General features: G+C 35.3%; 12 protein-coding genes and 3 tRNA genes. 10 read left to right on the top strand and 5 right to left on the bottom strand.

The genetic code is table 11. The features are described from left to right. Positions 1-5 precede the first annotated feature (5 nt). Positions 6-88 (bottom strand) — tRNA-Tyr (locus tag NQ163_RS02225). A gap of 408 nt (positions 89-496) precedes the next feature. Here NQ163_RS02225 and NQ163_RS02230 point away from each other — a divergent pair. Continuing rightward, positions 497-1,363 (top strand): diacylglycerol/lipid kinase family protein, encoded by an 867-nt coding sequence (locus NQ163_RS02230; protein ID WP_268188676.1) that lies wholly within the window; start codon positions 497-499, stop codon positions 1,361-1,363. A 58-nt stretch (positions 1,364-1,421) separates the two neighbouring features. Here the strand turns inward: NQ163_RS02230 and NQ163_RS02235 are convergent, their stop codons facing one another. Beyond that, a complete protein-coding gene (locus NQ163_RS02235) occupies positions 1,422-2,114 on the bottom strand; it encodes a tetratricopeptide repeat protein (protein ID WP_268188677.1) in 693 nt (230 codons plus the stop codon). Positions 2,115-2,290: 176 nt separating this feature from the next. Between NQ163_RS02235 and recF the strand changes: the two genes are divergently transcribed. Together recF and NQ163_RS02245 are read left to right on the top strand one after the other, a co-directional pair. Further along, positions 2,291-3,400, top strand: coding sequence for a DNA replication/repair protein RecF (recF, locus tag NQ163_RS02240; protein ID WP_268188678.1), 1,110 nt, complete (start codon positions 2,291-2,293; stop codon positions 3,398-3,400). Then, a complete protein-coding gene (locus NQ163_RS02245; RefSeq protein ID WP_268188679.1) occupies positions 3,397-3,687 on the top strand; it encodes a DUF721 domain-containing protein in 291 nt (96 codons plus the stop codon). The genes recF and NQ163_RS02245 overlap by 4 nt, the downstream gene beginning before the upstream one ends. 327 nt (positions 3,688-4,014) lie before the next feature. On the opposite strand, the gene NQ163_RS02250 is transcribed toward NQ163_RS02245, so the two are convergent. Further along, entirely contained in the window at positions 4,015-4,434 is a 420-nt protein-coding gene (locus tag NQ163_RS02250) for a nucleoside-diphosphate kinase (protein WP_268188680.1), read from the bottom strand. A 221-nt stretch (positions 4,435-4,655) separates the two neighbouring features. Between NQ163_RS02250 and NQ163_RS02255 the strand changes: the two genes are divergently transcribed. Next, the gene (locus NQ163_RS02255; RefSeq protein ID WP_268188681.1) at positions 4,656-5,690 is read left to right on the top strand and encodes a DHH family phosphoesterase; all 1,035 of its coding nucleotides are present in this window, start codon (positions 4,656-4,658) and stop codon (positions 5,688-5,690) included. A gap of 209 nt (positions 5,691-5,899) precedes the next feature. Here the strand turns inward: NQ163_RS02255 and NQ163_RS02260 are convergent, their stop codons facing one another. Further along, positions 5,900-6,607 carry an SAM-dependent methyltransferase gene (locus NQ163_RS02260; RefSeq protein WP_120241395.1) on the bottom strand — a complete coding sequence of 236 codons (708 nt, stop codon included), beginning with the start codon at positions 6,605-6,607 and terminating at the stop codon, positions 5,900-5,902. Between the two features lie 415 nt (positions 6,608-7,022). On the opposite strand from NQ163_RS02260, the gene NQ163_RS02265 reads away from it, so the two are divergent. Beyond that, positions 7,023-7,955 carry a bile acid:sodium symporter family protein gene (locus NQ163_RS02265; RefSeq protein ID WP_268188682.1) on the top strand — a complete coding sequence of 311 codons (933 nt, stop codon included), beginning with the start codon at positions 7,023-7,025 and terminating at the stop codon, positions 7,953-7,955. Between the two features lie 30 nt (positions 7,956-7,985). Then, the gene (locus tag NQ163_RS02270; RefSeq protein ID WP_268188684.1) at positions 7,986-8,750 is read left to right on the top strand and encodes an MBL fold metallo-hydrolase; all 765 of its coding nucleotides are present in this window, start codon (positions 7,986-7,988) and stop codon (positions 8,748-8,750) included. A 108-nt stretch (positions 8,751-8,858) separates the two neighbouring features. Here NQ163_RS02270 and NQ163_RS02275 read toward each other — a convergent pair whose 3' ends face one another. Beyond that, a complete protein-coding gene (locus tag NQ163_RS02275) occupies positions 8,859-10,031 on the bottom strand; it encodes an MFS transporter (RefSeq protein ID WP_120241398.1) in 1,173 nt (390 codons plus the stop codon). Positions 10,032-10,310: 279 nt separating this feature from the next. Between NQ163_RS02275 and NQ163_RS02280 the strand changes: the two genes are divergently transcribed. From NQ163_RS02280 to NQ163_RS02295, 4 genes are all read left to right on the top strand, one after another. After that, positions 10,311-10,385: transfer RNA gene (locus tag NQ163_RS02280), tRNA-Arg, on the top strand. A gap of 44 nt (positions 10,386-10,429) precedes the next feature. Beyond that, positions 10,430-10,504 (top strand) — tRNA-Arg (locus NQ163_RS02285). Between the two features lie 426 nt (positions 10,505-10,930). Continuing rightward, positions 10,931-11,671, top strand: coding sequence for an NUDIX hydrolase (locus NQ163_RS02290; RefSeq protein ID WP_268188685.1), 741 nt, complete (start codon positions 10,931-10,933; stop codon positions 11,669-11,671). 5 nt (positions 11,672-11,676) lie between these two features. Further along, positions 11,677-13,296 carry an MFS transporter gene (locus tag NQ163_RS02295; RefSeq protein ID WP_268188686.1) on the top strand — a complete coding sequence of 540 codons (1,620 nt, stop codon included), beginning with the start codon at positions 11,677-11,679 and terminating at the stop codon, positions 13,294-13,296.

The raw sequence follows: 13,296 nt of genomic DNA on the forward strand, positions 1-13,296 counted from the left end.
TTTTGTGGGGAGAGCAGGATTCGAACCTACGAAGACGAAAGTCAGCGGAGTTACAGTCCGCCCCAGTTGGCCACTTTGGTATCTCCCCAAAAGCAATCGCTATGTAAAAGAACTGTTGTTTGTTTCTCGATTGCGGTTGCAAATATAGGGGCTTTGGTAGAATATACAAGGGCTACCAAGCTTTTTTTTGAAAAAATATTCAGTTTTTTATGTAAGTGTTTGATTTCCTAGCGAATATTTTTGACATTTTTTTTTAATACTTTTTTCATGTCAATATTACACCACCTCAACTCTAGTTTATAGTCACAATATCAGCATATTATATTGAAATTTTTAAGTTTGGAATTATACTGGCAAGATTCTAAAGCATTGAATGCTAAGCATCGGAGCATTTAGAGTTCTTTTAATGATTATATTCGATGATGTAATTGTGAATCGATATTAAAAAAATATTGAAGCTGATTTAATAATTTCATTTCTGAGATATGAATGTGACATGAAGAAAATTCTATTCATTATAAATCCAATTGCAGGCAAAAAAGCAGGTAAAAATATCCATCAGGATATTATTCGATATTTGGATACCGATAATTTTAAACCTCATTTTAAGTATTCGGAATATGCCGGACACATTACTGAGATTGCAAAACAAGCTTCGGTTGGAGAATACAAAGCTATTATTGCTGTTGGCGGTGATGGTACAGTAAATGAAATCGGAAGGTTTTTGGTGCATTCTAATATCCCAATGGGTATAATTCCGCTAGGATCCGGAAATGGACTCGCCAGGCACCTTAAAATTCCCTTATCGGTAAAAAACGCGATAAAACTCATTAATAAAATGCATAGCCTGCAAATGGATGCTATTAGAATAAACGACATGTATTCCTTTTGTGTTGCAGGCATAGGTTTCGATGCCGAAGTCAGCCGAATGTTTCAAAATATGAAAGCCAGAGGACTTTTCTCATATATCATAGCCTGCTTACGCTGTTTTAATCAAAGTAAAAACCAAAATTTCATTGTACAGACCAAAGAGAAAGATTATCAATTAAATGGGTTTATGATGTGTTTTGCTAATGCCAGTCAGTTTGGCAACAATGCCTACATTGCCCCTGGTGCAGATGCTTCTGATGGAATTATAGACCTGGTATTGCTTAAAAAACCATCCTACCTACAAATTCCTTTGCTTGCCTTTAAAACTCTAACTGGTACTGTAGAAAATCACTCTTTGTATAGAAGAATAAAAGGAAAGGCATTTGAAATCACTCAAGAGAATAATTTCGCCCATTTAGATGGAGAACCAATAAAGGTGGGAACAAAATTTACAGTAAGCATTGAAGAGAAATCTCTACATGTAATTTGTTGAAGCAAAAAAAAACGGAAACCAATTAAGATTTCCGTTTTCAAATATCTTATAAAGATAATTACTTCATCATTGCTTTCGCTCTTGTAATGTATTTTTCAATATCACGAGCTTCTGCTGATTTGGCAAAATCTTTCTCAATTTTTTCGTAAGCAGTCAATGCTTTTTTGTAATCTCCCATCATTTCGTAAGCTAAACCAGCTTTTTGCAAGTAAATAGGAGTTGTAAAATCATTAGCGTTAATTGTGCTTGCATCCATATAGTTTGAAGCAGCTTTAGCATTTTCTCCTAATTCCATATAAGCATCACCTGCAGCAGCTTTAGCTAAAGAACTTAAAAGGAAATCATCCGAACTAAAAGATTTAAGTTTATCAATCGCATTTTGATACTCACCAATTCTTAAATATGAAATACCAGCATAGTACTTAGAAAGATTACCAGCTGCAGTTGAACCAAATTCGTCAACTATTTCCAAGAATCCAGGATAGTTTTCGTCACCATTTAAAGCCAATTTAAATGAATCTTGTTCGAAATATCTTTGAGCCTGGAACAATTGATTCTGAGCTTTTTCTTCCAGAGGAGTTTTGTAATACTTTTGATAAGCAAAAATTGCAACAGCAACCAAAATAACAGCAAAAGCAATGCTAGTCAATTTCTTTTGGTTCTTCTCTATATATTGTTCAGTTTTACTTAACGCCTCTTCTAGATTCTCGAAATTATCCGCAGTTTCCGGATTGTTTTTGTTCTTCGACATACTCAAATAATTAATAGGTTTATTTTTTCTAACGCAAATGTAATTTTTTTTACCAAATATTAAGCATGATTAATATAAAAAATGAGAATAAATTAGAACTTAATTATTGCAAAGCTTTCGCTGATTTGAATTGATTTTATTTCGTAATTTTGCAGCGTTACCTTAAAGTTTTGCACATGCATCTTGAAAAACTATCTCTTATAAACTACAAGAACATACTTGAGTTGGAATTAAATTTTTCTCCAAAAATCAATTGTTTTATCGGCAATAATGGAATGGGAAAAACCAATCTTCTCGATGCAGTTTACTATTTAAGCTTTTGTAAAAGCTTTTTTTCTTCTACCGATCAGCACAACATCAATCATGATGCTCAGTTCATGGTTTTAGAAGGAAATTATCATCGTAAGGACTTGGAAGAAGTAGTGTATTGCGGTGTAAAGCGTGGACAAAAGAAGAATTTCAAGCGAAACAAAAAGGAGTACAAAAAACTATCTGAACATATTGGCTTGCTTCCTATTGTTATGGTCTCTCCTGCCGATGGCAGATTAATTACTGATGGCAGCGAGGAACGCAGAAAGTACATGGACAGTGTAATATCGCAATACGACAGAAAATACCTGGATGATCTGATTCGCTACAATCGAGTTATTCAACAACGGAATAAATTATTGAAAGATTTTGCTGCAGGAACCAAATACGACGAAGACACCTTAAGCATTTGGGATGAGCAGCTAATAAATTTAGGTGCCGAAATCTATAAGAAGAGAAAAGATTTTCTGCACAAATTAATGCCAGTTTTCCAGGAATACTATTCTATTATTTCTCAGGGAAACGAAATTGTTAGCCTGGAGTACAAATCGCAATTGCACGAACATGGAATGCGTGAATTATTGGACAATGCACGTTGGAAAGATCAGGTAATGCAATATACAACAGTAGGAATTCACAAGGATGATTTGGTCCTAAACTTAGGAAAGTTTCCAATTAAGAAAATGGGTTCTCAGGGACAAAAAAAGACTTATTTAATTGCGCTAAAGCTGGCTCAGTTTGAATTTATAAAACAAATTGCAGGCTTTACCCCTATCCTTTTGTTAGATGATATTTTCGATAAACTAGATTCAAATCGCGTTGAGCAAATTGTTCGTTTGGTTTCAGAAGAACGATTTGGTCAGATTTTTATTTCTGATACCAATCGCGATCATTTGGATGAAATCCTATCAGGATCAGCTCTGGAGTATCAACTTTTTACCATTGCTAACGGTGCTATTGTAAATTCGGAATCATGAGAAGAAGCAACACTCAAAAAATAGATGAATTGATCAAGGAAGTTCTAAAAGAATCGAAACTTGATGTGAAATTAAAGGAATATGAGTTGGTAAACTCATGGGAAAAAGTAATTGGTAAAACAGTAGCCAATGCAACTACCGACATCTACATTCGCAACAGAAGATTGTTTGTTGCGGTTCGCTCATCTGTAATTCGAAATGAACTCATGATTATTCGTGATGGATTGACAAAAGCATTAAATCGAGAAGTTCAGGCGAATATTATCGATGAAATTGTGGTGAGATAATTATTAATGGAAATAAAAAAATACACACTAATAATATTTCTATTGGTAGTATCCTCTACTTTTAACCTCTTCTTTAGAGATGTTAGTATTAACATTGCATTGGGTGCAATTTTATTTCAATTTTTAGCTTCCTTAGTTCTAGGATATGTAATATCTATGATTATGGCCAAGTATAGAAATAATGATTGGGTAAAATATTGGAAAATAATGTACCTGGTGATGATTTCAATAAATATATTCACTCATTTCATTAATTTTAAGCCACCAAGTTAAATTGAAACCATTAGCAAAAGGCCAAAAGCCAATTGCTAACAGCTAATATCTTATTTAAATCACTTCAGTTGCAGAGAAATAAAATGCTCCTTCGATACAAGCATTCTCATCGCTATCTGAACCGTGTACAGCATTTTTCGACATCGACTCTGCAAATTCTTTACGAATTGTACCCTCTTCTGCTTCGGCAGGATTTGTAGCACCAATCAGCTTTCTAAACGCTGCTACAGCATCTTCCTTTTCCAAAATTGCAGCTACAATCGGACCAGAGCTCATAAAATCGGTCAATTCATCGTAAAACGGACGGTCCTTATGAACTTCGTAAAACTTCTTAGCTTGTTCTTTTGTTATTTGAGTGTATTTCATGGCTGCAATTCTAAATCCAGCTTCGTTAATTTTTGCAAGAATTGCTCCAATATGACCTGCTGATACTGCATCAGGCTTAATCATTGTAAAAGTTCTATCGCTTCTCATTCTTTAATTTGTGTGTATAAAATTTAATGTTCGTACACAAAAATAACATTTCCAATTAGGCATGCAATAGAATCCCAGTAAATTATTTGGAATAATTCTAATTAGCTTTTTTTTGTTTTTAAAATGACTTTACATTGTTATCTCAGCTGATATGATGAATATCTGCATCGCAATCTTTATCTTTACCCACTAATTTTTGAATCATCTTTACTCTTAAGAGAATGAATAATATAAAGAATAGAATTGATAGTGATTTGATTAAGAAAGCAGAGATCCTGTTAGAGGAATCAAAACAAATTGCGATAATCCCCCACTCTGGCCCTGATGGCGATGCCATAGGTTCATCCTTGGCATTATACCAGTATTTAAAGAAAAAAGGCAAAGCTCCTAAAATTATCAGTCCGAGTGCGTATCCTGTATTTTTGAATTGGTTGCCTCAAAATTCGGAGGTGATGATTTATACCAGTGGCAAAAAAGCTGCTGAGGATTATTTAAAATCATCCGATTTGGTATTTATTGTCGATCACAATTCATTTAAAAGATCGGGAGATTTAGAGAAAGTTCTGCAAAACTTGCCAGCAAAAAAGATCATGATTGATCACCATCCGGAACCTGAGCAAATTGTTGATTTGATGTTTTCGGATACAGCAATGTGTGCCACTTGCGAGTTAATGTATGAATTTATCGAAGCTCTTGGCGATGAAAACCTAATCGATACTCACATAGCAGAATGCTTATACACAGGAATCGTTACGGATACAGGAGGCCTAAGTTATAATTCCTCTAACCCAAGAACCTACCAAATTGTTGGAGATTTGTTGGCAAGAGGAATAGATAAGAGTAAAATCCATTCAAATGTTTACGATAATTTCTCTACCGATAGAATGAAATTATTAGGTCATTGTTTGGATCAAGGACTTGAGGTTTTAAGCGAATACCAAACTGCAATTATCACTTTAACCAAAGAGGATTTATTGAAATTCAATTACAAAGATGGCGATACCGAAGGCTTTGTAAACTACCCTTTATCAATTCAAGGCATGTTGGTTTCGGTTATTTTTATCGAAAAGGAAGACATGGTGAAGATTTCATTCCGATCGAAAGGCAATGTACCTATAAATGCTGTGGCTTCAGCTCATTTTAATGGTGGAGGTCACATGAATGCTGCAGGAGGAAGAACCACAGATAATCTTAAGGCTGCCATTGACAAATTTAAAGCTGTATTACCTACTTTTTATAAGAGTATAAACGTCTAATTTAGACAACAAAAAAGACTTGATGGTATGATATTTGCATTATTTCAGGCGACCAAAGTCTTGTCTTAAATAGTGGTTTTGTAAATTTTTAGAGATATTAAGACGAAGTCAAGAAATGATCCCGGTTTTAGGCGGTCGGGATTATGCCTAAATTTTTAACTATGATGTTCGCAGCGCAGGTTTTACAATCTGCGCTGTTTTTACAGATATTATTTTTCTCTGTGCATTAGGAAAATAGCTGGTTTCTTATGCAAATCGATATCCATTCCTTTCCATGCTTTTACCGGAAGAGTTTTAATAAACTCACTCTCCATGGTAATATCAACTGCAATACACAGTTTTGTGCCACCACTACAGTTTGCAATTAAATCTTCAACCAATTTATTGTTACGATATGGTGCCTCGATAAAAATTTGCGTTTGATTTTCGCTTAAAGATCTTGAATCTAACTGCTTTATTTTCTTGGCTCGTTCATTGGATTTTATTGGCAAATATCCGTTAAAGGCAAAATTTTGACCATTAAATCCTGATGCCATCAGCGACATTAAAATTGAAGATGGACCAACCAATGGTACTACTTGAATATTCTTTTCGTGAGCCAATTTTACAACGTCTGCTCCCGGATCGGCAACACCTGGACAACCTGCTTCCGAAATAATTCCGATATCAAAATCTTTAATCGCATTCAGATATCCTGAAATTTCGTTAGGCGAACTGTGTTTATTTAATTCGTAAAAGCGAAGTTCATCAATATCAATAGCTGAATTTACCTTTTTAAGATATCTGCGTGCTGTTCTTATATTTTCCACAATAAAATGCTTAATCGTAGGAATCAGTTCTTGAATATCCTGAGGAATTACCTGATTAATGGATGTGTCTCCCAAAGTTGTTGGGATAAGGTATAACTTGCCTTTCATGATGATTTAATTTTCGGCAAATGTACAAAATAATTGAATGTATGAGTAAAGAGGTGAAAAAGTGAGTACATGTCATCAACGTGAAACCTTTGGCTGTCTCTCCTTTTGATCTTAACAAAAAATCAACTCTATTTGAATTACTGTGGGCAAGTAGCTTGACCTTCCAATACCCCAAAAGACCGCTCGAATTGAGCAGTTTATTTTAGATCACCTCACGATGCCTTTTATCTCTAACATTTTCACTTTAAATACTGCAAGTATTCCAAGTATTTTAGGCACTTATGGTATTTACCCACTATAAATCATACAGAGCCATTTTTCATCACCACTTTCTATCTGGAATAATTCTAAATAATTTTGAAACCATTCAAAAAAGTTTCATCTTTACATCTAAATCATCGTTTATCATTACAAAATGAAAGAACTTGCTACAAAAATCATATTAAATAGAAACTTCATCTTGGTATTGGCAGTCATTTTAGGCTTAGCCATTGGCCAGCATGCATCCCTGTTTAAAAATTACACTTTTTACGTATTGGCCGTGGTTATGACCTTCTCTACAACAGGAATTTCAACCAAAGCCATGTTTCCATTAAAAAAAATGATCAAACCAATGATTATTGGTTCCCTTCTAAATTATGTGGTTTTTGGAGCAGTAGTTATTTCTCTTTCTTATTTCCTAATGCCTACCCCCGAATTGTTTTTAGGATTTGTAGTGATAGCCTCTACACCTCCTGGCGTTGCTGTTATTCCATTTTCTCATATTCTGGATGGTGATTTGAAATATGCCATTGTAGGAACTTTAGGTGCATTTATATCTTCATTATTTTTTGCACCGCTAATCGTAGGCCTATTCTCAAATGTTGACGGGGGCATAAACCCTGCAGATTTATTCATTGCAATGGTTCAGCTGGTAATAATTCCCTTATTGATTTCCAGACTTCTACTGTGGAAGCCTATAAAACCAACTGTAGAAAAAGTAAGAGGTAGAATTGTTGATTGGGGCTTTGCACTCATAATTTTTACCGCTGTAGGTTTAAACCGACAGGTATTTTTTTCTAATTTTGAAATACTCTTACTGGTTTCTTTGGTTTTATTTCTGGGGATATTTGGTTTAGGATGGACTTTTGAGAAAATAAGCAAAAAAATTGGAGTTGCTGCTCCTGTTGCAATGACTCAAAACTTATTGGTAACGGTAAAAAGCTCTGGTTTTGCTGTGGTTACAGCATTAACTTTATTTGGCGAAAAAGCTGCAATTCCATCTGCTGTTTTGGCAGTATTTGTATTGGCCTATTTACTATTTCTATCCATCCGAAAAGAACTCAGAGATTCAAAAAAATCAAATTAGGCAAGAGTTGAATTCTGATTAGAACAAAACATGGTAAAACTAACTTTTCTTGGAACTGGAACTTCTCAAGGCGTGCCAATTATTGCATGCAAATGCCCTGTTTGCTTATCTGAAAATAAAAAGGACAAGCGATTACGAACTTCTGTATTAATTCATGTTGACAATCAAAACATTGTGATTGACAGTGGTCCTGATTTCAGGTACCAGATGCTGCGCGCTGGTGTAGAAAATATTTCCGCCATACTATTTACCCACGAGCATAAGGATCATACTGCAGGTTTGGATGATATTAGAGCATTCAACTGGGTAAACAAAACTGCAGTAAATATTTATGCAGAGAGACGAGTTCAAGAATCTCTAAAAAAAGAATTTGCCTATGTTTTTGCAGAATTTAAGTATCCGGGCATTCCTCAAATGAATTTGATCGAGGTAACCAAGCAGGCATTCAGAATAAATGGAACAACGATTCAACCCATAAGAGCCATGCACTTAAAACTTCCGGTTTATGGATATCGAATAGGAGATTTGGCTTACATCACTGATGCAAATTATATCCCGCCAGAAGAAATGGAGAAGCTAAAAGGCATAAAAGTATTGGTAGTTAATGCTCTTAGAAAAGAAAAGCACATTTCACATTACAATTTGTCAGAAGCTCTTGATCTGGTAAATGAATTAAAACCAGAAAAGGCCTACTTTACTCACATCAGTCACCAAATGGGATTCTATGATGATGTTCAAGCCGAACTTCCTGCAAATGTTTATTTGGCTTACGATGAACTTACGATTGAAGTCTGACAGTCGAAAAGTAGAATGGTAAAATGCTTGTACCTAAAAACTTAAATCTGCAACCTAATTTCTCCCCTTTAAGGTAGATTAATTGGGGGTATCTGGAAGAAAAATCAATTATCTCTCAACTTTTCTCATAAAAATCACACTCATCCCACCCAGAACAAAGAAAATGCTTCCTGCTAACATTAAGGCCGATGAAATGCTGTAATGGTCGGTATACCAACCAAGGAATGGCCCTATTGCAGCAAAACAAATCCTGATAATAAAATTGCGCACCGATAAAACAGTTGCTCGCATATCAGACTCGGTAATTCTGTTGATATAATCTTTCAACACAGGAGTAGCAATTCCTCGCACAAAATAAAAGAAAAACAGAACGCCAACTCCAATTAAAGAGTGAAACCAACCCGTTAAAATAAAGCCACTTGAAATACCAATTACAATAAAAACTGAAGTTCCTATTTTTCCCAAATATCCTTCAACCCGATGAGCCAACAAAGCCACAAAACCAACCGTTAAATTCAATAGAGTCCAAATCACTCCAATGGTGCTCACTTCCATATCTAAATCTTTTAAATAGGGCTGTATAAACCAAGCCAAAGTTAATGTAGCACAACCTATTACGGATGAAAGCATAATATTCCAACGAAGTTTTGCACTATCCCAAAGGGAGAACTTAACAATTGATAGGATGTGCTTGAAGCCTGCTTTCGATTTTTTAGAATCCTGATTGGGATCTAAAAGTAAAAATGCTGCTGGTATTGCAATAAAGGCGATAAACGATTGCAATACAAAAGGAGTTCGCAAACTAATCAAAGCCAAGCTACCTCCTGCAATTCCGGCGATAGCTTCTGCAAAATTCCCAACTGACATTACTCTACTTTCCTGTTTTAGATATTCTTTTTCACGTTTCATTTTTAAAAGACTATCGTAAAGCATTGCCGAATCGGAACCAGAAATAAAACTACTCCCTATTCCAAGAATTAATTCAGCTGCAAGAAAACCTGTAAACCCATAACTAAACGAGTAAACAACAAATCCCAAACATCCCAATATCGCACCAAGAATCAGTGATTTTTTGCGACCCCAGACATCGGCCAAATATCCCGAAGGAATTTCAAGAATTACTACAGCAACAGAATAAATCCCTTTTAGGGTAAGTACATCTTGCATGCTTAAACCATTTTCCTGATAAAACAGAACAATGATGGGCATGGTTAGCATGAACCACTTTGCAATTTTAATAGCATATAGCTTGGGGATATTTCCTGCGTACGTTCTTGACATTTTTCTAAATTGAATTGCAAAGATAATTTCTCTATTCAAATCTTAAAACACCTTAAAAAAGAAGTTTTCTCTGAAAGAAAACCAAACTTCATCCAAACTTTGCTCCAGAATTCCACACTCCCATTAAAAAATCTTTGCCCACCATAAAAAATATTGAAAATTATTCTTTCTGAAACCTAAGCATTTAGTGCGTTTCAGCTATTCTTTTCAAAAAAAAATCACAAAAACATTTGCTTAAACGCGCAATTAATCCCTATATTTGCATCGCCTTTTAAGGATGGTCCAGTAGCTCAGTTGGATTAGAGCAACAGCCTTCTAAGCTGTGGGTCCCAGGTTCGAATCCTGGCTGGATCACAAAACTTTCTTAAAAGTTAAAATTTTAATGTTTCTATAAGGCCGGTCCAGTAGCTCAGTTGGATTAGAGCAACAGCCTTCTAAGCTGTGGGTCCCAGGTTCGAATCCTGGCTGGATCACGAAAGGGTAGCAATTTGCTACCCTTTTTTGTTTTACATCCTCTCAACTTAAAACACCTGACCTAAGCAATAAATAATAAAAGAACATCTGCTGTACCAATCTCTCAATGATTGCATACTCATTATCAAACACCCTAAAAATACAGCCAGACAAGTTCTCTTATTAGAGAACATTCAATTTTATTCGACACTATTTTTAATCATTATAAATAAAAAGCTTAAGAGCTGATTATTCATCCATCCTGTATCACTAGTAAATACAAATTACTTAGTGTACTTTTCACAATTAGATTATCGAATACGATTGCTGAAAATTGAAAAACACTTTTTGTCAATATCAAAAAAGGTTATACATTAGCATCATAATACACTTAGTGTAGTTTTTACACATATGAACTATAAGACTAATACACCGACAAATACAAAATGGCAAATCGAATCTTAAATGACTACATATCTGTAGACTGTGTAATATTTGGCTACAATGACAACGAACTTCAAGTGCTACTTGTAGAACGAACACTTAGCAATGAATCTACCAAAGAAATTGAATTTACTGATCTTACTTTAACAGGAAACCATATTTACGAAGACGAAACCATTGAAGATGCTGCTTACCGTGTTTTGTTTGATCGAACTGGTCTCGACAATGTTTACCTGGAACAATTCAAAGCATTTGCTCATCCCGACAGATTAAAAAAAGACAAGGACAGAAAATGGTTAATCCATGATGGTCGGGATCCGGATAAAAGAATCATTTCCATAGGATTCTTCTCTTTAATCTCCACTCGCGATATCATTGTTGAATCAAAATGTGGCATTGCAAAATGGATTCCTTTATCAGAGATTGGTGAATTGGCTTTCGATCACAATCAAATTGTTGATGAAGCACTGAAGGCACTTCGCAACAAAATAAAACACGAACCCATTGGCTTCGAACTTCTTCCTGAAAAATTCACACTTACAGAGTTACAAAATGTTTACGAGGTGGTTCTGGGCACAGAATTAGACAAGCGCAATTTCAGAAAGAAAATTGGTCGAATGAAATATCTAATTCCTTTAGATGAAAAACAAAAAGGAGTTGCTCACAAACCCGCTCGTTTGTACATGTTTAGTCGAGATGTTTACGAGAAAACCAAAAAAGAAATGTTTGATTTTACTGTCTAGATTCTATGAATACATCCCGGAAAATATCAATTCAAGAAAAAATAGCTTATGCCTTAGGTGATGGAGCTGCCAATATCGCCTGGCGCGGGGTAGCGACCTTTCTCTTTATTTTTTACACTGATGTATTTGGTATTGCCCCTGCTACGGTTGGTTTGCTTATGCTGGTAGCACGATCTTCTGATGGCATCAGTGATGTATTAATGGGAATTGCTGGTGACCGAACCAATACCAGATATGGAAAATTCAGACCCTGGGTGTTATTTACGGCTATACCACTTGCTGTTATTTTATCATTGCTATTTACAGCTCCAAATCTAAGCAATACTGGCAAAATTATATATGCCTACACCACATACATACTTTTCACTTTAATTTATACAGCCAACAATATTCCATATGGTGCATTAATGGCTGTAATGACTGGTGATGACAAGGAAAGAACAAGTATTGGATCATATCGAATGGTTGGCGCTTTTGCGGGTGGCATGTTGGTACAGGGAGCTTTGCTTTTTCTTGTTGCACATTTTGGAAACATCAATCCAAGAATCACAGTTGAAGAATTGACAAGCGAAAAGTATCATGTAATTATTTCCACCGAAAGCGATGTTGAAAATGTGAATATCAAGACCAAAGATGGAATTGCTCAATTCGCATGGGATACAAAACAGGTAAAAGATAACACTCCATCTCAAAGTATAAGTTTTAGCATTGAAGCAAATAAGGAATATTCATTTATTGCAACAGGCGAAAGCAATTTAAGTGAGGATAAAATTGTTGTAATTGATCAAAGAAGTGGTTACAGCAATTCCATTTACCTCATGTCTGGATTCCTGGCCATTTTCATGCTGATTACCTTTTTGAACACAAAAGAAAGAGTACAACCTCCCAAAGAACAACAGGATAATCTTTGGAAAGATTTAAAAGATTTGATCCACAATAAACCATGGCTGGTTTTACTAACTATTGGTTTACTTTTCAGCATTTACAATTCCATTAAACAAGGAATTGTAGTGATCTATTTCACTCATTATTTACACAATCAATTGCTGGCAGCATCCTTTATGGTAGCCTTAATGTTTGCATCAATTGCAGGTGCGATGATTACTGCTCCATTAAGCAAAAAAATTGGCAAGAAAAACTTATTTATTCAAGCCCTGATTTTCTCTGGAATTACCAATGCGGCCATATTTTTCTGTGGACCGAATGATACAACAGCCATTTTCACACTAGGTATTGTTTCTGAGTTTGCAGCAGCCATATTCCCTACTCTGTTCTTTGCCATGCTGGGAGATGCAGCCGACTATTCTGAATTTAAAAATGGACGCAGAGCCACTGGCTTAATATATTCAGCTGGTTCCTTTGCTACCAAGTTTGGGGGTGGAATTGCTGGTGCAATTATCGGTTTTATTCTCGCTGCTTTTCATTACAACGGACAAGATCATACAACAATAGAAGGAGCAATCCCAGGCATAAAAATGCTAATGAGCTGGGTACCTGCAACAATAGCCATACTCGGAGCTTTGTTTATGACAATATATCCATTGAATCAAAATAAGATGAACGAAATAACTACAGTGTTGGGCCAAAGAAGACTTGTAGAACAAAATAATAACGTAATTATTTAA

Source organism: Marinifilum sp. D737, from assembly GCF_026672275.1.
Lineage (GTDB): Bacteria > Bacteroidota > Bacteroidia > Bacteroidales > Marinifilaceae > Marinifilum.